The organism is Lysinibacillus sp. NPDC096212, from assembly GCF_044763105.1.
In the GTDB taxonomy this organism is placed as follows: Bacteria; Bacillota; Bacilli; order Bacillales_A; family Planococcaceae; genus Lysinibacillus.
In genome coordinates, this window is record NZ_JBIWFQ010000014.1 from 1 (window position 1) to 21,072 (window position 21,072).

General features: G+C 34.1%; 18 protein-coding genes and 3 pseudogenes. 5 read left to right on the top strand and 16 right to left on the bottom strand.

Annotated features, from left to right (window positions below; all coding sequences use genetic code 11):
• Positions 1 to 604 precede the first annotated feature (604 nt).
• Positions 605 to 691, top strand: a pseudogene (locus tag ACIQ7T_RS14570) (carboxymuconolactone decarboxylase family protein); the annotation flags it as partial.
• Positions 692 to 1,021: 330 nt separating this feature from the next.
• Here ACIQ7T_RS14570 and ACIQ7T_RS14575 read toward each other — a convergent pair.
• The gene (locus ACIQ7T_RS14575) at positions 1,022 to 1,660 is read right to left on the bottom strand and encodes an NAD(P)H-dependent oxidoreductase (RefSeq protein ID WP_370083486.1); all 639 of its coding nucleotides are present in this window, start codon (positions 1,658 to 1,660) and stop codon (positions 1,022 to 1,024) included.
• Between the two features lie 240 nt (positions 1,661 to 1,900).
• Here ACIQ7T_RS14575 and ACIQ7T_RS14580 point away from each other — a divergent pair, with 240 nt between their 5' ends.
• Positions 1,901 to 2,392 carry an RrF2 family transcriptional regulator gene (locus ACIQ7T_RS14580; RefSeq protein ID WP_370083485.1) on the top strand — a complete coding sequence of 164 codons (492 nt, stop codon included), beginning with the start codon at positions 1,901 to 1,903 and terminating at the stop codon, positions 2,390 to 2,392.
• Positions 2,393 to 2,591: 199 nt separating this feature from the next.
• On the opposite strand, the pseudogene ACIQ7T_RS14585 reads toward ACIQ7T_RS14580, so the two are convergent.
• The 8 genes and pseudogenes from ACIQ7T_RS14585 to ACIQ7T_RS14625 form a co-directional block, all read right to left on the bottom strand.
• Positions 2,592 to 2,751, bottom strand: a pseudogene (locus ACIQ7T_RS14585) (tautomerase family protein); the annotation flags it as partial.
• 859 nt (positions 2,752 to 3,610) lie between these two features.
• Complete coding sequence (locus tag ACIQ7T_RS14590) at positions 3,611 to 4,894, bottom strand: M56 family metallopeptidase (RefSeq protein ID WP_402871173.1); 1,284 nt, start codon at positions 4,892 to 4,894, stop codon at positions 3,611 to 3,613.
• 11 nt (positions 4,895 to 4,905) lie between these two features.
• The gene (locus ACIQ7T_RS14595) at positions 4,906 to 5,265 is read right to left on the bottom strand and encodes a BlaI/MecI/CopY family transcriptional regulator (protein ID WP_370083475.1); all 360 of its coding nucleotides are present in this window, start codon (positions 5,263 to 5,265) and stop codon (positions 4,906 to 4,908) included.
• A 1,265-nt stretch (positions 5,266 to 6,530) separates the two neighbouring features.
• Positions 6,531 to 7,160, bottom strand: a complete 630-nt coding sequence (locus ACIQ7T_RS14605; protein ID WP_402871177.1) for a hypothetical protein — start codon at positions 7,158 to 7,160, stop codon at positions 6,531 to 6,533.
• The gene (gene rplC / locus ACIQ7T_RS14610) at positions 7,160 to 7,801 is read right to left on the bottom strand and encodes a 50S ribosomal protein L3 (protein ID WP_370080321.1); all 642 of its coding nucleotides are present in this window, start codon (positions 7,799 to 7,801) and stop codon (positions 7,160 to 7,162) included. The genes ACIQ7T_RS14605 and rplC overlap by 1 nt, the downstream gene beginning before the upstream one ends.
• An 81-nt stretch (positions 7,802 to 7,882) precedes the next feature.
• On the bottom strand, positions 7,883 to 8,935 hold the full coding sequence (locus ACIQ7T_RS14615) for a Cfr family 23S rRNA (adenine(2503)-C(8))-methyltransferase (RefSeq protein ID WP_370080323.1): 1,053 nt from the start codon (positions 8,933 to 8,935) through the stop codon (positions 7,883 to 7,885).
• Between the two features lie 485 nt (positions 8,936 to 9,420).
• A pseudogene (locus tag ACIQ7T_RS14620) lies at positions 9,421 to 9,597 on the bottom strand (MFS transporter); the annotation flags it as partial.
• Between the two features lie 69 nt (positions 9,598 to 9,666).
• Positions 9,667 to 10,101, bottom strand: coding sequence for a MarR family winged helix-turn-helix transcriptional regulator (locus ACIQ7T_RS14625; RefSeq protein WP_370080325.1), 435 nt, complete (start codon positions 10,099 to 10,101; stop codon positions 9,667 to 9,669).
• 152 nt (positions 10,102 to 10,253) lie between these two features.
• On the opposite strand from ACIQ7T_RS14625, the gene ACIQ7T_RS14630 reads away from it, so the two are divergent.
• Positions 10,254 to 10,730, top strand: coding sequence for a GNAT family N-acetyltransferase (locus tag ACIQ7T_RS14630; protein WP_370080327.1), 477 nt, complete (start codon positions 10,254 to 10,256; stop codon positions 10,728 to 10,730).
• A gap of 567 nt (positions 10,731 to 11,297) precedes the next feature.
• Here the strand turns inward: ACIQ7T_RS14630 and ACIQ7T_RS14635 are convergent.
• The 6 genes from ACIQ7T_RS14635 to ACIQ7T_RS14660 form a co-directional block, all read right to left on the bottom strand.
• Positions 11,298 to 12,566, bottom strand: a complete 1,269-nt coding sequence (locus tag ACIQ7T_RS14635) for an MFS transporter (RefSeq protein WP_370080329.1) — start codon at positions 12,564 to 12,566, stop codon at positions 11,298 to 11,300.
• Positions 12,567 to 12,941: 375 nt separating this feature from the next.
• On the bottom strand, positions 12,942 to 14,129 hold the full coding sequence (locus ACIQ7T_RS14640; protein WP_370080331.1) for an MFS transporter: 1,188 nt from the start codon (positions 14,127 to 14,129) through the stop codon (positions 12,942 to 12,944).
• A 624-nt stretch (positions 14,130 to 14,753) separates the two neighbouring features.
• Positions 14,754 to 15,623: a metal ABC transporter permease gene (locus tag ACIQ7T_RS14645; protein ID WP_402871183.1), complete on the bottom strand. Its 870-nt coding sequence runs from the start codon at positions 15,621 to 15,623 to the stop codon at positions 14,754 to 14,756.
• The gene (locus ACIQ7T_RS14650) at positions 15,620 to 16,492 is read right to left on the bottom strand and encodes a metal ABC transporter permease (RefSeq protein WP_370080335.1); all 873 of its coding nucleotides are present in this window, start codon (positions 16,490 to 16,492) and stop codon (positions 15,620 to 15,622) included. The genes ACIQ7T_RS14645 and ACIQ7T_RS14650 overlap by 4 nt, the downstream gene beginning before the upstream one ends.
• 11 nt (positions 16,493 to 16,503) lie before the next feature.
• Complete coding sequence (locus tag ACIQ7T_RS14655) at positions 16,504 to 17,232, bottom strand: metal ABC transporter ATP-binding protein (RefSeq protein ID WP_370080337.1); 729 nt, start codon at positions 17,230 to 17,232, stop codon at positions 16,504 to 16,506.
• Positions 17,233 to 17,241: 9 nt separating this feature from the next.
• Positions 17,242 to 18,156 (bottom strand): metal ABC transporter solute-binding protein, Zn/Mn family, encoded by a 915-nt coding sequence (locus ACIQ7T_RS14660; RefSeq protein ID WP_370080339.1) that lies wholly within the window; start codon positions 18,154 to 18,156, stop codon positions 17,242 to 17,244.
• Between the two features lie 1,018 nt (positions 18,157 to 19,174).
• On the opposite strand from ACIQ7T_RS14660, the gene ACIQ7T_RS14665 reads away from it, so the two are divergent.
• Positions 19,175 to 19,327 (top strand): winged helix-turn-helix domain-containing protein, encoded by a 153-nt coding sequence (locus tag ACIQ7T_RS14665; protein WP_370080485.1) that lies wholly within the window; start codon positions 19,175 to 19,177, stop codon positions 19,325 to 19,327.
• Between the two features lie 330 nt (positions 19,328 to 19,657).
• Positions 19,658 to 20,155, top strand: a complete 498-nt coding sequence (locus ACIQ7T_RS14670) for a HAMP domain-containing protein (protein ID WP_402871187.1) — start codon at positions 19,658 to 19,660, stop codon at positions 20,153 to 20,155.
• 57 nt (positions 20,156 to 20,212) lie between these two features.
• On the opposite strand, the gene ACIQ7T_RS14675 is transcribed toward ACIQ7T_RS14670, so the two are convergent.
• Entirely contained in the window at positions 20,213 to 20,959 is a 747-nt protein-coding gene (locus ACIQ7T_RS14675; protein ID WP_370080343.1) for an MFS transporter, read from the bottom strand.
• Positions 20,960 to 21,072 lie beyond the last annotated feature (113 nt).

The following is a 21,072-nucleotide window of genomic DNA, read 5'->3' on the forward strand; positions in this document are numbered from 1 at the left end:
TTTGAGTACGCTTAAAAACAGTTTTTTAGATGCTTGGTAGCTTAAGAATTTCCAATTCCGATGTTTTTTATGGTTGACATATCACCACTGGGCTTTATCTACTATTGCTTAATTAAAAATGAACAGATCTGTGTATAGAATAAAAAATAAATCCCAATAGCTAAAGTGAATTAATTATGCACCAATAGTACCCCTTAACTTAATAAAGATAACCTAATAAATCTATCTTGCCATTTTCCAATTTTAAATTGCCCACTTCTTTAATCATAAGTTCATTTATAATTTCATGTCGTATTCCGTAAGTCGTTTGATTTTCATCGTCTATTTTTAACCATGTACACTCATTATTAACAGACTTAAATCCTGCATGTCCTCAATACGATCCGCAAATCGAATTAATGACTACTAAATGAATTACAACATAAATGAAAAAGGGTAAGACAAGTGATGGAATGAATTATTTTTAATAGTAGTAAATAAATTAGAAACTAGAAAAAACACAGACTATATTGAGTACATAAACTTTTCAACTACTAAATGCTAATTACTAATTCATAAATTTTTCTTTTACGAGAAAATTAAATAATAAAATTTCGGATTTTTTAAGGAAATTATTGCTTTGATAACACATATGGCCTTCTATGTTGGATGGCCTAAAGCAGCTACAGCGTTAATACTGAGTAAAAAATGACCATATGGTAACGCTTTAAAAGCGTTCATTTAACAGATAATGCTAATATGTGTAATCTAAATTATAGAAAATATTTTACTGTATTAAAGCAACTGTACCTTATTTAATAAAGGAGAGGATTCAGCAATTATTAATGTTGGAAGTGTAGCAGGTATAATCTGCTAGGCTCCTCCGTCCCATACGCAACCAAGGAACTAGTAAACTCAATTCTTTTAAGTACGTGTCAGAAATCCAATTCGATTATAGTCAAATATTTACGTGGGAGTAAAAAGAATATCCGCCTTTGCTTTTAAAAAAATCAGCGCCCTTTAGGTCGCTGGTTTTCCTAGTTTAGAAAGATTGTGAGTTAATATAACCTACTAATGCTTTTTCAGTTGATTTCATTATTTCTTCTTTGTCGTTAGTAGACATGTCTAAGCCTTGAGCACGTATTAATTTCATTTGGTTAATCCCCATCATGTGCAGAACTCCGCGCATATATTGTGGCGCAAAATCTAAATTTACATATCTGTAATTAGTATCAGATTCACTTCCACTCGTAAGGATAAATGTGACCTTAGTAGTTTCGTCTGACATTAATCCAACTGAACCAGTTTCTGTGTATTTGAATGTTTCTCTTGCTGTAAGAATATTATCCAGATAGTCTTTAAACTTTGCAGGTACATTCCAATTGTGCAAAGGCATATAAATATAAATATAGTCTACTGACTTCCATTGTTTAATTAATTTATATTGTGCTTCATGTTTTTTTAATCGTTCAGCAGTCATTTCTTTAGGATTTGTAAAATTTAAAGTGTCAGCAGTAACTTGCGGGATAAAATTATTTGGATCGTAAACGTTTAATACTTCGATTGTTCCTTGACCATTTAATTTTCCTTGTAAAGTTTTTAATCCAACATCTGCTAAGCGGTTTGCTGCTCTTTTTTGATTGTTGTAATCAGGATGAGTCATTAACTGTAAAATTTTCATTGTTCCACCTCTATTAATTTGATTATTTTTGTAGCCCCAGTCTTTTTCTAATTTACTCTTAAACACGTTTTAATTAAAGACTAAATTAATCGACGATTAACACAATCCATAATATATGTTATATTTATTTTTGTCAATTAAGTAAACTTACCAAAGAAGGAGGTTTCATTTATTTGACTAGTACTCTAAATCCTCTTAAGATACAATTGATAATACTTTATCAAAAGTAGGTGAGTTTATATGCAATATAGTGTTGGAGTTGAATATGCTTTACATTGTTTGGTCTATTTAATTGGTGTTCCTTCCAAGGAAAGTGTTGGGATTAAGGATTTGGCAGAGTTCCAAGGACTTTCTGAGACATTTCTTTCAAAAGTTTTCGGTAAATTATCTAAGGCTGGCATTGTAAGTTCTGTCCCCGGTGTAAAGGGTGGATATAGGTTATCTAAGTCCCCTGAAGAAATTTCCTTTTGGGATGTAGTTGAAGCAGTTGAAGGTCCTAAGCCTATTTTTCAATGTAAAAATATTAAAGATAATGGATATTTGTATAGAGAAAGCTGCTGTTCAGCTCCCACCTTTTGTACCATCAATTTAGTTATGCTCTCCGCTGAAGAAAAAATGCGTGATGATTTACGTAGTAAAACACTTTCATGGTTAAATGAAGAACTTGACAGAGTATTACCTAAACAAATACGTGAAGATACTCGGAAATATTTTTCGAAGAGCAACAAATAAAACAAACCTTTCTTAAATTCCTTTAAATGAGGAATTAAGTGAGGTTTTTTCTTAGTTCAAGGAAATGTTCTTTCACTATTACACCCACTCCTCAACTAATCTGCCCGTTAGCAATCCATGAAGTTCATAATCAGCGCTTCATCACAGAAAATGAAGATGGTTCAGAACCATCAATACTGATTCTACGGCTACGTATCGTAAAAAATTGATTAGATAGATAAGGAAAAAACATTTGAAAGTAACAATCTTCAGGAATTTCGAAACATTCGATTAACGAACAGTGACTACTATTGCTCACCTTTTTTTAATTCTTCTTTATTCGAAAGACATTCAGGGTAATAAACGATAACAAATGGCATATCTCTCATTCTCTTTTTAGTTGTAGTGTTTTTGAGGTTAATTGCTATTGTAAAATACATAAAACTTCATAATCAGAGAGGCTGGGACAAAAGTATTTCAGCCAACAAAAATACCGAACTATCCACTAAAACGCTCATGAAATGTTTCGGAATAGTTCGGTTTTTCTATTTATCGTGTTTTGTTAATTTAGAGATTATTCGGCTTTATGAAAGAATCTGTTAGTTATGTCTTAGCCTCTTTTTCAAAGCATACAAAAAGAAAAAACGACATACAATATGCCGTTTTTCAAAATTGATTTTATATCTTTCATTAAAACGGTGCAAAAACCCACACAGCTACTGAATCAACAACCGTTTATAGGGTGCTATCCTTCACTGATCTCGCCAGAAACTTGTCAATCTTTGATTAATTTGGCTTGTGGTCAGGATAAATGGACCTGCAAGCGCCGGAACACCAATGGATACAGCAAATTTCCCCATAAAATCTACTAAATTTGGCCCTGCCACAGCACCAAGTGTTGTTGGCTAGTAACCATATTTCAAAGAGTAATAAAATTCTTCTGCTGTGGCACTTTAGTAATCTTTTGCCTAAAACCCAACGTCTTACCATTAAATGACCAATTTCTAATTCTTTCGCTCTGTTTTGTAACTTATAATTATTACTTTTGCTTGTTCAACTAACCAGCACGTTAGTGAAATAAGAAATCCTATTAACTTTAAAGCTAATAGGATTTCTTATCAAACTTTATTTTAAAACCACACCAACAAAGTGGAAGGCATTTAGTTTTATTATGAAAAAATGATGGAGTAAATGAAAAACTAGTCCCGGATTTCAGGACTAGTCTTTGGAATAACTTATTTATTCTTTATTTGTTGCGATTACACGTGGTTCCGTCGTACTATTTGATGCATCAGTAACAATAACTGCATTTTGTTCTTTGCCTTTATTTGTTGCGATTACATGTGGTTCCGTCGTACTATTTGATGCATCAGTAACAATAACTCCATTTCGTTCTTTGCCTTTATTTGTTGCGATTACACGTGGTTCCGTCGTACTATTTGTTGCATCAGTAACAATAACTGTATTTTGTTCTTTGTCTTTATTTGTTGCGATTACATGTGGTTCCGTCGTACTATTTGTTGCATCAGTAACAATAACTCCATTTCGTTCTTTGCCTTCTTTCAGCGTTGGTGGCTCTTGACCAGTTGCCGCAAAGACGGTCATCCCTCCAATGACTAATGTACACGCTAATGCTGTTCCTAAAACCGACTTTTTCTTTAAGGTCATAATGGACACTATCCTTTCTTCAATCCCATTTTTACTAAAATGATTACAAAGCGGCGTAACCGTATAGGTTTCATCTGCCATATTGATGAGAGATAGTGCATATGTTGACTTTGCCTTATCTCCAAACTGTCTAATAACCCTTTCGTCGCAAGACAATTCAATGTCTCTGTTTACTAAAAAATACATAAACCAAACTAAGGGATTAAACCAATGCAAAGCTACCATAATCGTTAAAATTACTTTCCACAAAACGTCAAAGCGTTTAATATGAATTAATTCATGCGTGAGAATAAACTGAATACTTGCAGCGTCTTCCCAATTTGTTGATTTCGGCAATAAGATGACTGGTTTAAAGATTCCATATGTTAACGGGGTTTTAATTCTATCTGATACTGCAATTTGAATCGTTCTTTTTAATTTATGATCGTTTAGCCATCGATCGAGATACTCATTATTCTTCACTGGGATGGCAGTTTTAAATTCTTTATAAAATCTAACATAGGCCACTATAAAGAATAGAAAAACCCCGATACCCCCACAGGCCCAAAGGTACTGGACGGAATCGCTTGTCATCAAAAGCTGATGAGAAAACGTGCTTGATGTTTGTGCGATTTCGATTGTATGGTGCATACTTTCCGAATCATTTGAGTGAGTGAGCGTAACAAATACGTTTTTCAGCATAGGCTGTATGCTCAACTTTGAATAAAAAGAATAGGGGATGAGTAGTTTAAATGCAACGATTCCCCAAAGAATTAAAAATGTTTGCTTTGGCACTTTATTTCTTACTAACATCCTCATCAATAGCACAATGATGAGGATGAGAGATGCGTCTACACTCATGTTGAGAATACTCATATCATAATTCCTCACTCAAGATCTTTAACAATTTGTTTTAATTTATCAATCTCACTCGCGGACATTTTTTTCTTGTCTAGTAAGGATGCGAATAGTAAAGATTTAGAACCATTAAATATTTTATCAATCAATTCCGTCGTTTCTTGTTCTTGTATCTGTTCTTTTCTGACGATTGGATGACAGATAAAGTTAGGTTCAATTCTTTCGATGGCCTCTTTTTTTATACATTTCTTTATGACGGTATAGGTGGTATTTTTATTCCAACCTATTCGTTCGTTTAACATTTGTGAGAGCTGTTTAGCTGTCAAATCGCCTTCTTCCCATAAAATATTCATGACTTGTAATTCCGAATCAAACAATTTAACTTGCATACGCGCATGCTCCTTTTCTTAAGTGGACTATTGCAATAGTTTGCCACACCCTAATACTACTGCGATAGTCTGTAGTTGTCAAGACTATTGAGATAGTCTGTTGGAAAGAATCCATTTTAAGGGCATAATTATACAGATAAATTAACCTTTGAATACTGTGTCTAAACCCATTTATCAATACTTATCTTAATTTTTCTCTAGAAAATTGATTCTCCAGTCCACCCAACTACCCATAATTTGCAAAAAGTTTTTGGACATCAGATGACTTTCCCATTTGATTTCTACTTTCTTGATGAAATTAGTGTTCTCCTCCTAGAACTTTCCGAGCTAGTATGCCAACGCACTCGATCGAAAGGATGGGTGGTAGTTTCAACATCAAGAATAAATTCTCTTACTTTCAAAGTGACCTTTTGAACGTTTGGGAAAAAATATTATTAACAGAAGACTTTACCAACTATTTCCACAAGCCTTCGATCAGGTTAAGTTATGGGCTGTAGGGAGGCAGAAAAGCGGGTTTTAGCCTGTCTTCGGACGTATTTTTATTAGCAATGTTCCTAATGTAAAAAAGAGTGCTAGGTCCTCATTGAATTTAGATTTGCTTTAGAACCTGCACTTAAAATTCTGATTGATGTCAACTGTGAAGTGAAGCCGAAGCAAATTAAAGAGCCATCATCAAAGAAGACTTTACTAAGCTTTTATCGAATTTTAAATGTAGATAAGATAAATGGGCCTGCAAGCGCCGGAACACCAAACAGCAAATTCACCCATAATATTTACTAAATTTGGCCCTGCCACAGCCCCAAATGTTGTTATTTAGTTACCATATTACAAATAGACAAAAATTTTCTGCTATAACAATTTTAGGGCGGTCTGTTGCCTATTTAGTTACGAACAGGGCTGCCAGTATTCGGTGTATCAACGCCAACAAAGGAATCTTTTTGAATACATAAAAAATCAATGCTATACTCATAACACTTTTTTTATTTAAATCTTTAAAAAGGCTTAGGGATATCTCCTAAGCCTTTCAATCTTTCTCTTATTGTATAACGCTTGATTTGAAATCGTCTAAAGAGGTAAAGTAGTTATCAATCCTTATTCCAATCTATTGAGTTAGTATTTGTTGGTTTAAAATAAGATTTATACAAAATATTCTTATACAAACCTAATCTAACAAAATGATCAGAGCTTTGGTATATCCTTCCCGTCTCTACTTCATTAGAATGTAATTAAGGTTTAGGATGTATACTCATTATAGAAAAGTGAAATTATAAAAAAGCTTCAATTGACGCTGCTTTTTTCAATTCGAGAACAAAGGCTTTATATTTCTCTTCACGCTTTTCATATTCAAGGATGACACGAATGTATTCCTTTTGCATATCTCCGTTTTCAGGTGATTTTTGGTATTCATGTTCAATTTCTTCCTTGGATACACTGTTGTCTCCCAACTGATTATCAATAAATCGTTGCATACGCAATTCTTGCAATACTAATTGTTCAATCTCCAGTTTAGAGTAATCTTCTGATTCATCAATTCCAAACTCGTCAAATAATTCTTGCATACAATCAGTAATTTGTTCTTTATCAGGTTTCCATCCGGAAATGCTTCTATCCTCATTCATTTTTTGTACAATAAGCTCATGTTCAATGACTGATTCAAGAGCACAATAATAACACTCAAGAAGGTCTGATGAAGACATTTCAGAAGGTATGATACCCAACTTCATGTCGTTAATCAGCTCAATATTTAAATAGTTTAAATTTATTTCATAATCGTTAAATCTTGCCACGATGAATGGTAGTTGGATTTTTTCATTGTCAGTCAACATCAAAAAATCCGTAATAACTACATCCTCTCTACTTATACTTTGGCTGGAATTATTTTGTTTGTTTATCACTAATCATCACCATTTTCAGTCAATTTTTTAATTGCAGTTTCTATTTTTACAAACGACTTTTTAGCTCCAGGGATATTTCCTTTAATTAACAATAGGTTGCGTTCACTATCAACCTTTATGATTGTAAGATTTTGAATAGTGGTCTGTTTTCCACCCATACGTCCGGGCATTTTCTTTCCTTTGAATACTTTCATGCCATCATTTTTGGCGATTACACCGATGGAACCAGGAGCTCGATGGAATCTTGAACCGTGAGATGCAGGACCGCCACTTAATCTATGTCTTTTAATGACACCTTGAAATCCTTTTCCTTTAGATATACCAGTAACATCTACTATGTCGCCTTCTTGGAATATATCTGCACTAATACGTTTTCCAACATCTAATGATGCTCCACGAATTTCTTTAACATATCTTTTAGGAACGGTATTTGCCTTTTGACTTCTTCCAATTTCCGCTTTGATTGGATTCTTTTTATCAGAAAATCCAATTTGGATTGCATCGTATCCGTCATTTTCCAAGGTTTTCTTCTGTAACACCACATTCTCTTCCACTTCGACAACCGTCACAACTATGGGATTTCCACTATCACTAAACACTTGAGACATGCCTATTTTTCTCCCTAAGATTCCTTTTATCATAAATATCCTCCTAATAATTTAATTTATTGTTAGTAATAAATTATTAGGGTACTTCCCACGTTCTAAACATTACTCTCACCCTTATTTATTGGTTATTGTTTTTTGATAGTTTCCATACAACTGCCCGCAAGCAGCATCTATATCAATACCAAATTGGCTTCTAATGGTAACGTTAATTCCTGCTGACTTTAATTCTTTATAGAAGTTTACAACTTGATTCTCATTTACTTCTTCAAACCTCATAGGTGAACTAACAGTAGGGTTATATCTTATGATGTTTACATGAAACAAGTTCCCTCTCTTATATCTACCTCTTAAAAGGCTTACTACTTTTTTCGCATGGTCAATAGAATCATTAACTCCAGGCAACATAATATAAGCAATATAAACTTTTCTTGAGGTCACACGTATATGCTCATCTAATGTGTCCATTACATCCAATAATGGGTAGCGTTCATTAATTGGCATTAACTTGCTACGTTGTTCATTAAAAGGAGAATGTAATGAAAACGTCAGGTTGACCTGCGGATAGTTTTCAGTCATTTTTTTTATGCCCGGAATAATGCCTATAGTCGAAATAGATAACCTGCGAGGACTTAAAGCAAATAACTCCGGATTTGTAAGTACATTTAAAGCATCAAAAACTTGCACATTAGCTAATGCTTCTCCCATTCCCATAAAAGAAATACTATCAATTGAATGTCCTTTTAAGTGAAAGTACAAAATTTGATCAGTAATTTCATCTGACGTTAAGTTGCGTTTTAAACCTATATCTCCTGTTGCACAAAATTTACAACCAAAATTGCAACCGCACTGCGAGGATATACAAAATGACTCCCAACCAGCTTTATATTTCATATTTACCGTTTCTATTTTTTCGTCTCCTGAAATTCCAAATAAGACTTTTATAACTTGTTCAGAATGTTGTGCCTTTAAAGCAGCAATATTTAAAATCGATTCTCCAAACTCCTTAATTAACATTTTTCTTAGGGATTTAGGAAGAACCGTTATGTCATTGAAATTATTTATTCTCCCTTGGAATATAGCATTTGAGATTTGATTCATTCTAAAATTAGGAAATTTATTCTGCATCAAGAACTCTTGAATTCTTATATACTTGTTTTTTTGTTGCATGTTTTCTCATCCTTCCATAAAACTCTGGTTTGTTTGAGTAAATAGAAGGGAGTTATCATCTAACCTTTTTATAAAAATTAGGCACAAAAAAAACACCGACACAATTATCGGTGTTATGCTTAAATAAAATCACGCACAAATAAACAAGGACATTATGTCATTGAATTAGAGTTTATTTGCCGTAGAGAAAAAGCTCCGATAACTGTTTTTGTATGGTTATTTGGCTTAAAAAAGGACAGACTACTCCCTTTGTACGCCAAACCATTTCCAATTTTTGCATTTTTACCATACAAAATTCTAAAAACTGTTATCATTGCTTTCACCTCTTTCTTGTCAATATTAGTAATAAGCACCATATCATAAAGATTCCCATATGTAAAGTTTAAAACATAAACAAATGCATGACGTTAAAGTATTAACTAATCTGCACGATAGCTTAAGATACAGCAGCCAAAAATGGAGGCTGTATCTTAAGCTCTTGCAACTCATTGGTTACTTTGACACCCAGCTAATGATAATGTAGCATAACTTACATTAGCCACTACCATGCCTGATATAGCACTGCCTGAAGCCCCTGCTAGTGCAACTAAAACATCTATTTTACCTTTTGTTTTTGCGCGAGAGGAAGGCCCAGTTGAATCGACTTTTTGAGCAGTACTTGTTTCAATTTTAAAAAACGAATACGAATAGTTAAACATCTCTTCCAAAATCCGTTGAATATTTAAACACTTTTAAAATCTATTTTTATGAAATTTTTCTTTTATTACCATCATCGAGTTACGAATTACATTAATTTCACTATCCGTTAGTCCACTAAACAATTGAATTATTTGTTGATCTGACTGAATATTAATTTTCTCTAGCAATTCTTCTCCCTTTTTTGTCAATAATAGAAGGTTTTTTCTACTGTCAATCGTTGAGCTTTTTTTCTCTATTAATTCTTCCTTCTCTAACTTACGTAAAATTCTGCTCATATAGCTTCTATCAATATTAAGTTCTTGCACGAGAATATTCGCAATACACTCAGTTCTCTCGCTTATTTCAAATAGTATTCGTGCTTCAGTCAGTGAATAATCTGTATCAAGAATTTGGTTATTAAATAAACCAAGTACCTTTGTGTAAAATCTATTGAATTGTCTGATATCGTAAATAATCTCTTTATCCATATATTCTCCTTTAGTTGACTTTGTCCACTTTTAACATTAATATAACTATATCCTTAAAATGTGGACTTTGTCCATGTTTTAGGGATGCCATTTTCAAAAAATCTTTCGCAATCTTATCTTTATTATTACCGAATTAAAGGAGATTATATAATATGATTATTCGAAAAATTAGAAAAGAAGACAATGCAAAGGTAAAGGAAATAATACAAGATTCACTAAAATCACTTGGATTAGCGATTCCTGGGACAGCTTATTTTGACCCTCAACTTAACGACCTTCACCAATATTATAATAATTTAAAACATGCAAACTATTGGGTAGTAGAAATGGAAGGAGAGGTAGTTGGTGGAATTGGTATAGCACCTCTTAACGAACATGATAAAGTTTGTGAATTGCAAAAGCTATACTTAAGTACAAAAACACAAGGTTTAGGATTTGGAAAGATGCTAATGGAAACAGCTTTGTCATTTGCATCTAAACATTATGCACAGTGCTACTTAGAAACAATGCATCAATTAAAAACTGCATGTATGGTATATAAAAAATTTGGATTTACACTTTTACATGAGCCACTCTCAGGTTCTGAACATTCTACTATGAATGCCTGGTATTTAAAAGATTTGAATTAACCAGAAGTCCATTAAAAACGGCTATTTGAGGAATTTTTATCGCATATTAGAATTCTCTACTGCGGCACTTTAGTAGTTTCTTATCTGAAACCCAACGTCTTACCATTGAATCAACTTTTAATTCTTTCGCTACTGTTTTATAACTCATTCCATCTTTTGATTCGAATTAATAAAGTTATTTAGTTTTAATCAAAAAGGTAAGAGCCTTACTACAAAATAAATTAGAACAAACAACTAATGAATTACTCGAAGCGAGATATACAATTGAGAAAATTATAGCAGCCTTTAATGAGGTAATTAAGGCATGTAATCAAACAGAAGCAGATTATAAAACAAATAGCTAATTACATAGTTATTTGCTTTTATTAAGAGGAAAAGGTTCTTTTGATTTACATTTCGGAGTACCGAATGCCAACAAAAGAACCTTAAATTAAGTTATTTTTTAATAAAATTTTATTTAAGTTCACACTAAATTCTTGATTTTACTGCATGTTAAAAAAAAGATTACATTGGTTACTTAGAAACTATTTTAATAACCATTAAAAATTTTAGTATCAATAATTTATCTCAAGCTTTTCTTGACCAAATGACAACTGGAATAAGGATTAAAGATAATAGACCTCCAGCTAAAGATAATGTCGCATAACTCGCATTAGCCACTACCATCCCCGAAAGAGCACCACCTGAAGCTCCTGCTAATGCAACTAAAACATCAATTTTTCCTTGCGTCTTCGCACGAGTGGAAGGCTCTGTCGAATCAACAATTTGAGCAGTACCACTAATTAAACCAAAGTTCCAGCCCAATCCAAGTAAAGAAAGAGCTACGATTAAAAGAACCATAGAATCGCTCGGTGCGAATGCTGCTATTAAACCTGCACATAACAACGTCACTCCCGAAGCTATACTCATGGCTGTTCGTCCAATTTTATCAACAAGAATACCTGTTACGAGCGACGGAAGATACATGGAACCAACATGAAATCCTATAACAATTCCTACTTCCGATAAACCATGACCATGATGTTTCATATGTACTGGTGTCATCGTCATGATAGCAACCATTACGATCTGAGTAAGAACCATAACCGTTGCACCAACTGTAAGACCTCTTTTATTGATAGCTTTTTCACTAAGGGATTCCATCTTATTTCCATATTCATTCTCTCGTTTGTTCGCTTCTATCATTTTTGCTATTTCTAACGGATCAGGACGCAACATAACAAAAAGGACAAGACCCGCTAAAATAAATGCTGTTGCAGATAAGATAAATGGACCTGCAAGCGCCGGAACACCAATGGATACAGCAAATTTCCCCATAAAATCTACTAAATTTGGCCCTGCCACAGCACCGAACGTTGTCATCATCATTGTTGTACTGATAGCCGTTGCTCGTTGTTTATTATTGGCTAAATCTGTCCCTGCATAGCGAGCCTGTAGATTTGTTGCAGTCCCTGCACCGTAGATTACTAGAGAAGCGAATAATAAAATAACACTATTCATCATGGCGGCAATTACTACACCAATTGCACCGAGTCCTCCAACAATAAAACCTGTTGATAAACCTGTGCGACGCCCATAACGTTGTGATAATTTCCCTACAACTAAAGCCGCACCTGCCGATCCTAAAGTAAATAAAGCGGATGGTACTCCTGCATAAGCATCCGTTCCCAGCATTTGTTGAGCTAAAAGTGCCCCTACCGTAATACCTGCTGCTAGCCCTGCCCCACCAAAAACTTGTGAGAGACTAACTACGATTAGCACTCGCTTATATAAGCCCTTTAGCTTTTCAGGTGAATCAATATAACTGTCTGTCACTTCTTGTGCTTTTCCAAGCATCTTTCAACACCTTCTTTCTACTTTCCCCTACATCTGCACGAAGAAAAATCTTTCTTCTGTACCGGGGACAAATAACGAAATGATAGTAAATAATCATACGGTTGTGTCTGTTCTTCTATATTCGTTCACCTACACAATGTATCAGTTTTTTTATAAACCACAATATACATACAAAAAAGAGTGGGATTTTCGGATACTAGATGCACCACAAATCTTTCTGGTTTTAGTGGCACTCCCTATCCAAGCTCACGCTCATCCCACACCTGATGGATTGGGCATTCCCGTTCGGAAAATCAATAAAAATGTAGACTTAACTAAGAAATAAGAACTGTCAAAAACCGCTTACAGATTTGACAGTTCTTTTTCTGGTTATATTTAATGAGCATGCATAACAACATTCTTTTTCTTTGAATAAAGTAAAAAAGTGATGGTTAAACTTAAGCTAATAATTCCAAAAACAAGCCCCAATCCACTTAAACCAACTAAATCCAGCATCATGCCTGTTGATAATAAGACGACCTGAAAGATGACAGAATCAATCATATTACGAAATGAGAAAAATCGCCCATGAAAATCTTTTGGCACTTGCTTTTGAAAAATCACCATTGTCGTTGGGAAAAAACAGCCTACTGAAAAACCAAAAACTCCAAAAGCCACTAATGCCAAAATTTTAATATCCGAGAATATTAGCATTAGCTCCATCGAACCGATGATAAATGCTAATATAAAAAGTAGTGTTCCAGTGTTCAGCCGTTCTGTAATAAATTTCAAACCAGCTGCACCTAGCATAAAACCTATGCCCTCAACTGTATATAATAATCCTGATATTGTCGTTGAATGATGAATCTCAGAAATTTTCATAATAACTAAATTAAAGGAACCTAAAAATAATGTTGGAATTAACATTAAGACAAGTGTCATTAAAACAACAGGGTGCTCCCTCACCATCGGTAACACTTCTTTAAAGTCGCCATTTTCTTTAGTTGCCGACGATTGATTTGCCGTTTCATCTAATTGTAGGAAGTTCGTAATAACAAACATCATTATATAGACAATAAATGAAATGATGTACAACCATTTCAGCTCAAAGAAACTTAGCATGAATCCCGCTGCAGCAGTACCTATAATCCTTGAAATCGTTCGAGCATTCATTTGCCAAGCATTTAATGTAATTAAATCTTTATCCTTAACGATCATTGGAATAATAGATTGTAGAGCAGGCATATAAAAGGCGGCTGCTATTTGCAACGTAATTAAAAAAAGAATCATCCAAATAACCGAATTTGTATAAAGTGCCATAAACATAAATAAAACACTTATAATTCGCCCTACACTAGCCCACTGTACAACTGTTTTTTTCATCGACTTGTCAATAATACGCCCAGCCAACGGACCTACAACTAAACCCGCCAATATACCGCTAGAAATAATTAATGATTTGTGAAAGTCAGACGGAACGACCTCCTGCATAAAAGCAAGATTCCCTATAATCCCAGCCCACAAGCCAAGACCTACAACAAATTCACCTAATAAAATTATCCATACATTCCGATTATGCCACATGCGTATCTCCTTGTTGTTTCATTTAGTAATCATTACATAGTAATAAAATTACAAATATTCGCACAGAGGCGTTTTACAATAATTGTATTTTTATGAATGTTAAAAAATATTTTCTACTCTATAAATATGTATTCCGTTTAGACCTTTCATTATGTTTTCTTGCCTTTTCGAATTGCTTTAAACAGTATACTATTTTTATAGAAAGTAAAAATCAGGCAAAAGTTTGAAATAATCAACAGGCAAATGACAAAAAACATCGTTTGATTCTATTATCAAACGATGTCAGACTGTAGATAAACGTTACTTTTTTTGTATAAAACTTTATGATAATTTTAATCAGCAAACCTACCATTTAGCATTTTGTGAGGAGCGTCGATACTGTCACATTTTCCTCCTGAAGTTTATGTGGTAAGGCTAGTTTTTTATATAGTGTAAAGCATAGCCATCATATTATTTTGGTTTCAGCTTGTCGACTCTTACTGTTGATGTGGAGATTGAAGCCAAGCCCGTGGAAAGCGTCACTCGGAGTGAAAATCAACTATTTATTGATACACACTAATTTATATTTATTCTTTTGTCGACAAGCTGACATCATTTGATACATGATCAAACGATGTTTCATCTTTACATAGCTTCTAATTGACTAACGAGCGATTTTCTTCGGCGCTCGGCGATTTTTTGACCTACTAATACAATGATAAATATTAAACCCACGGTTGTTGCCATCATCCCTGCAATGGACGTATCCCAAAGCTTCGCTAAATAATAGCCTATTACCGATGCTGCAGCCCCAAATAGCATACTATACATAAACATTTGTTTAATCGTTTTGCTTATTAAATAGGAGGTGGCAGCTGGTCCTATTAACATAGCGACAACTAAAATCGCGCCGACACTATCAAATGCAGCAACGGTTGTAAAGGAAATGGTTGTCATAAAGCCATAATGTAGAAAAATTACTGGTAAACCGATGGAAGCAGCATAAACTGGGTCAAAGGTTGTTAACTTCATTTCCTTAAAGAATAATAGAAGGAACCCAATGTTAACTATCAGTACAAACAATAGCATCCATACGGCCTTTGGCATTGTGATTGACAGTAATGTCCATCTATCCCAAGGTACAAATGCAATTTCACCCATTAATACATGCTCAACATCTAAATGTACATTACCAGCAAATAATGTGATGAGTAGAACACCTGCAGCAAACAAGGACGTAAAGACAACACCAATGGCAGCGTCCTCCTGAATGCCAGAGGAATTTAGTAATTGCACAAGGTAGGCCGTCAGAATTCCTGCGAATGCTGCCCCAATTAACATCCAAAAGCCATTTAATGTTTGAGTAATAATATAAGCCATGACGATGCCAAACAATACTGTATGACTAATCGCATCTGCTATCATCGACATTTTTCGTAAAATTAGAAAGACACCTGCAATCCCGCATGTAATTCCGACTAATATGCCGGTAAAAACAACCCAAAATTCAATCAACCTAACTCACCTTGCTTTCGAAACTGCATTTTCCTACGATATTTATTAAATTGCCCAGCTGGACTAATGAAATAGGAAATAAAGAAAATGGCAGCTGCTACTAATACAATAATAGGACCTGTCGATAATCCTGTTCGTATTGAGCTAATAAAGGTTCCAGTAATACCTGACACTCCACCAATTGCTGCACTAAGTACAAGCATTGAGCTCAGCTTTCTTGTCCATAATTTAGCACTAGCGGCTGGAATGATTAATAATGCCGACATTAAAATTACACCCACTGCCTGTATGCCTGTGACAATAGTCATGACAATTAAAACAGTTAGGGTAGCTTTTAAAGCTTCAATCGGTAAGCCAATTCCCTTGGCATAAACAGGGTCAAAGATAAGGAGCTTCCATTCTTTATAAAGAAGCAGGCTGACCACAATAATTATGGTTGCACTTAAAAGTAACCACATTAAATCAGCTTTTGTCATCGTCGCTGCTTTCCCAAAAATAAAATTATTTAGACCACTTTGATTGCCTAATGGACTTCGATTGACAACTGTTAAAAATACAACGCCAATCCCAAAAAATACAGTTAAAACCAACCCAATCGCTGCATCTGCTTTCAACTTCGAAAAAGAAACAATCCATTGTATACAATACACAGACAAAGCAGATGTAATGCCAGCTCCAAGCATTAATATAGGTAATTCTTTTTGCCCTGTTAATAGAAAGGCAAGTGCGATTCCTGGCAGTGCAGCATGTGCCGCCGCATCGCCTACCAAACTTTGCTTTTGGAGGAAGGAGAAGGTCCCAGTTATACCTGCAGCTATTCCAAGTAACATCGTACCGATTAGTACCCAAAGTAAGTTACCACTTAACATATTCTCCCTCCTTATACATTTTGCAGCATGAACAGTTTACCACCATAAGTTTTTTGTAATTGCTCCGGTGTAAAAACATCTTCTGTTGCTCCTGATGCTAAAATTGTTTTATTTAAAAGAATTGTATAATCAAAGTATTCTTTTACTGTTTGTAAATCATGATGTACGACAAAAATACTTTTGCCTTGAGCTTTTAAATCTTTTAAAATATCGATTATCGTTTTTTCTGTAGCAGCATCTACCCCTGCAAATGGTTCATCTAAGAAATAAATATCTGCATTTTGGGATAGCGCTCTTGCTAAGAACACCCGTTGCTGTTGTCCGCCAGAAAGTTGACCGATAGAACGGTCAGCGAAATCCTGCATGCCTACACTAGCAAGAGCCTGTTGTGCTAAAGTTTTATCCTTCTTAGTTGGTCTTTTAAATAATCCAGTATGTCCGTAACGTCCCATTAGTACAATATCAAGAGCATTAGTTGGAAAATCCCAATCTACAGCATTGCGCTGAGGAACATACCCAACTACTAAGCTTTTTGGTTCAAAAATTTTCCCAAGAATTTCAACTCTTCCTACCTTATTTGGTAGTTGATTTAAGATGGCCTTTAAAAATGTAGATTTCCCCGCTCCATTTGGACCTATAATGGCTGAGAGATGTCCCGTAGGAACTGAAACACAGGCATTTTCTAATACTATTTTCTTATCATATGCGACTGATAAATTTTCAACTGTTAATGCATTCATATTTTTCACCTACTTCAATGAATCGACGATTGTATCGATGTTATGTTGATACATACCGATATATGTACCTTCTTTTGTTCCCTCAGCACCCATAGCATCCGAGAACAATTCTCCACCAATCACAATGTCATGACCTTTTTCTTTTGCACCTTCAATAACAGCTTTCATTGCTTTATCGGAGACACTTGATTCAATAAAAATGGCTTTAATTTTGTTTACCACTAAAAAGTCCACCATTTCTTGCACATCTTTCACACCATATTCTGAATCTGTACTTAGCCCCTGTAAGCCACGCACTTCAAATCCTTGACTTCTACCAAAATAATTAAACGCGTCATGGGCTGTTACTAATATACGCTGCTTTTCTGGGATTTCGTTTACTCGATCCTTTGCATATGTTTGTAATTCATCAAGCTTTTTCAAATAAGCTTCCTCATTTTTTTCAAAATCCTCTTTATATTGCGGATATTCTTCCTGAAGTTGGTCTCCGATTGCCTGTACGACTCCTTTCCAAAGTTCAATATCAAACCAAATATGTGGATCATGTATCAAAGTTTCATCATCACTAACAAGTAGATCCTTCTTATTTAATTTTTCACCTACAGCGAGCACAGTTTTGTTTTTTGACATTTGCTCAAAAATATCAAGCATTTGCCCCTCTAGATGTAATCCGTTATAAAAAATAACTTCTGCTTTATCTAATTTTGACAAATCACTTTGTGTAGCTTTGTATAAATGGGGATCTACCCCTGGTCCCATCAAAGCTGTTACCTTTAAATGATCGCCGCTAATTTCTTTAATTGCATCTGCAATTTGACCAGTTGTTGCAACCACAACTCCTTTCTTTTCACCCTCTATTTCAGTAGAACAACCAAATAGCAATAGTGAAAATGATAAAACAAGTACTCCTAAAAAGCGTTTCATGAATTTCAATACCTCTTCTTTCTCTTTATATTTTAGGCATAATCCGTAGTTGATATGATCATTCTGACAACTAGACATCTTTTACGGGCAATAACGCGCTACTTCCTGTTATCACTTTTTTCAGAAGGTCAATTGTTTGCTATACCCACCAAATCGAATGCTGTCAACATCTAGTTCATATCACCAATAGCCTATTTTATCTGATTTTCTTTACAAACTGGCGCCAGCTTATTCAGAAAACAATTGTCATCATTCCCGCTTCGACAGACTCAGTTATTTTCCATAAAATGCGAAAATTAATGAAATATCTCACGAAAAAATCGTCAGTTTCAAATTATCCGATTCTTTCATTCACACATTTTTATTTCCTGAATGATATTTTGTTTCCTTAAAGAAAAATATATGCCCAATACGAAAAAAAATCAACCCCTTTACAAAAATTTCTCGAAAAAAGGTTTTTTCTTCTAAAAAATTTACACATTTTTTACTTTTGCCTAGCACAAAAACGACGAGGTTGATATATAACTGCTCAAAACATTAAAAAAATGCGAGAAATCAATTTTAGACATTGATTTTTCGCGCTTTAAATTTTGAAAACACTTAAGTTCCAGCCTCTTTATATTTCTTTCATTATTGTGTAACACTTGAGTTGAAATCGGCTAAATATGGTAAAGTAACTATCAATCCTTACTCCAATCTATCGAATTAGCTTTTTAACCCTTCTACAGCAGTACAAAAATCGCACATTAACAACATTCATTTTTATAGACGCTAGAGATACAGGAGAAGATGAATTTATTGCCCTATCTGATGGTGCTGATGATTATGTAAATAATCCATTTTTTCCAAAAGTTTTATTAATGAGGGCGAAAAAATTGTTGCAACTGGAATCCATTCAACGAATATACGATATTTCAATTGATATTTCAGGCAAACGTGTTTGGAAATCCGGAAAAGAATTGATTTTAACAAAGACGAATACTAGCTTTTACGTATATTTAGCCTAAATAGAAGACAAATATTATCGCGAGATCAACTACATTTAGTATGGGGAATAGACTATGAGGGTGATCCACGAACGGTAGATACACATATTCGGCGTCTACGTGAAAAAATTGGAGAGGATATTATCCAAACGCATCATGGTGTCGGATATAGCACAAGGGAATGAAACGGAAAATTGGAACAAAATTTACTATTTATATAACTCTTGTTGTTATCATCACATTTAGCATCTCACTTGCGGTATGTCAATTTTTTCTACCAAAATATTATCTTCATCAATTGAACCAAAAAGTAACGAATGCTTTTTCAGCGTAAAAGGAATTTGAAGATAAGAGTTTGGTCGAGCATCAATTTGATGTAACTATTCTTAATATCACTAGAAGATAATATTAATGTCCTAAATGAAAATTTAAAACAGCAACTTGCAAGAGAACATATTGCACTTAATATATTTGGGTTTCCGAAAAAGTACTACAAAAAGTTGATGAGGATAAGATTGTCGGCAAGGTTTATAATTAAGGAAAACAAAAGTCCAGTTTTATCGCTAATTATGATTGGAGCCTCTATGGCTAATTTTATTGATATAGCTTATTTTATTAATCGTTTTAACATATTCTTTTTGAAAGTCAGCGTCTTGGTAATTATTGTTATTACTACCTTTCTATCTCGAAAACTAACAAGACCGTTAAATGAACTCAAAAAAGTTGTAAAAGAAATTGGCGAGTTGGATTTTAAACAGGCTAAAATTCTGACAGGAGATGAAATCGAGGATCTTGCAAAAAGTATTAATAAGATGAGTAAAGCACTAGAAAAAGCGCAGCAGGATCTATCTAGACGGAACATTGACTTAAAGCAATTTATGATAGGTTTAACACATGAGCTTAAAACTCCCTTAGCATTAGTTAGAGTATATTCCAGTGGAATTGAAGATGATATGGATGATGGAACTTATCTTGCAACCATTAACAAACAAGTTGATAGAATGAAAAAATAATTACAGATATGCTTTATTTCGCCAAAACAGAAGAAAACGATTCTAATAAAACAAACTTTATCCTGATATTGTCGTTGAATGATGAATCTCAGAAATTTTCATAATAACTAAATTAAAGGAACCTAAAAATAATGTTGGAATTAACATTAAGACAAGTGTCATTAAAACAACAGGGTGCTCCCTCACCATCGGTAACACTTCTTTAAAGTCGCCATTTTCTTTAGTTGCCGACGATTGATTTGCCGTTTCATCTAATTGTAGGGAGTTCGTAATAACAAACATCATTATATAGACAATAAATGAAATGATGTACAACCATTTCAGCTCAAAGAAACTTAGCATGAATCCCGCTGCAGCAGTACCAATAATCCTTGAAATCGTTCGAGCATTCATTTGCCAAGCATTTAATGTAATTAAATCCTTATCCTTAACGATCATTGGAATAATAGATTGTAGAGCAGGCATATAAAAAGCGGCTGCTATTTGCAACGTAATTAAAAAAAGAATCATCCAAATAACCGAATTTGTATAAAGTGCCATAAACATAAATAAAACACTTATAATTCGCCCTACACTAGCCCGCTGTATAACTGTTTTTTTCATCGACTTGTCAATAATACGCCCAGCCAACGGACCTACAACTAAACCCGCCAATATACCACTAGAAATAATTAATGATTTCTGAAAGTCAGACGGAACGACTTTTTGCATAAAAGCTAGATTCCCTATAATGCCAGCCCACAAACCAAGACCTACAACAAATTCACCTAATAAAATTATCCATACATTCCGATTACGCCACATGCTGTATCTCCTTGTTGTATCATTAATTAATAAATCGTAACAAAATTACAAATATTAACACATAGTCATTTTACAATAATTTAATTATATGTATGTCTTGAATATATTTAGTT

Bases quoted from the DNA above. Each gene is read 5' to 3' on its own strand.
- ACIQ7T_RS14575 (WP_370083486.1), bottom strand. From the start codon at position 1,660: ATGAAAATTTTACAGTTAATGACTCATCCTGATTACAACAATCAAAAA.
- ACIQ7T_RS14580 (WP_370083485.1), top strand. From the start codon at position 1,901: ATGCAATATAGTGTTGGAGTTGAATATGCTTTACATTGTTTGGTCTAT.
- ACIQ7T_RS14590 (WP_402871173.1), bottom strand. From the start codon at position 4,894: ATGAGTATTCTCAACATGAGTGTAGACGCATCTCTCATCCTCATCATT.
- ACIQ7T_RS14595 (WP_370083475.1), bottom strand. From the start codon at position 5,265: ATGCAAGTTAAATTGTTTGATTCGGAATTACAAGTCATGAATATTTTA.
- rplC (WP_370080321.1), bottom strand. From the start codon at position 7,801: ATGATAAAAGGAATCTTAGGGAGAAAAATAGGCATGTCTCAAGTGTTT.
- ACIQ7T_RS14615 (WP_370080323.1), bottom strand. From the start codon at position 8,935: ATGCAACAAAAAAACAAGTATATAAGAATTCAAGAGTTCTTGATGCAG.
- ACIQ7T_RS14625 (WP_370080325.1), bottom strand. From the start codon at position 10,101: ATGGATAAAGAGATTATTTACGATATCAGACAATTCAATAGATTTTAC.
- ACIQ7T_RS14630 (WP_370080327.1), top strand. From the start codon at position 10,254: ATGATTATTCGAAAAATTAGAAAAGAAGACAATGCAAAGGTAAAGGAA.
- ACIQ7T_RS14635 (WP_370080329.1), bottom strand. From the start codon at position 12,566: ATGCTTGGAAAAGCACAAGAAGTGACAGACAGTTATATTGATTCACCT.
- ACIQ7T_RS14640 (WP_370080331.1), bottom strand. From the start codon at position 14,129: ATGTGGCATAATCGGAATGTATGGATAATTTTATTAGGTGAATTTGTT.
- ACIQ7T_RS14650 (WP_370080335.1), bottom strand. From the start codon at position 16,492: ATGTTAAGTGGTAACTTACTTTGGGTACTAATCGGTACGATGTTACTT.
- ACIQ7T_RS14655 (WP_370080337.1), bottom strand. From the start codon at position 17,232: ATGAATGCATTAACAGTTGAAAATTTATCAGTCGCATATGATAAGAAA.
- ACIQ7T_RS14660 (WP_370080339.1), bottom strand. From the start codon at position 18,156: ATGAAACGCTTTTTAGGAGTACTTGTTTTATCATTTTCACTATTGCTA.
- ACIQ7T_RS14675 (WP_370080343.1), bottom strand. From the start codon at position 20,959: ATGTGGCGTAATCGGAATGTATGGATAATTTTATTAGGTGAATTTGTT.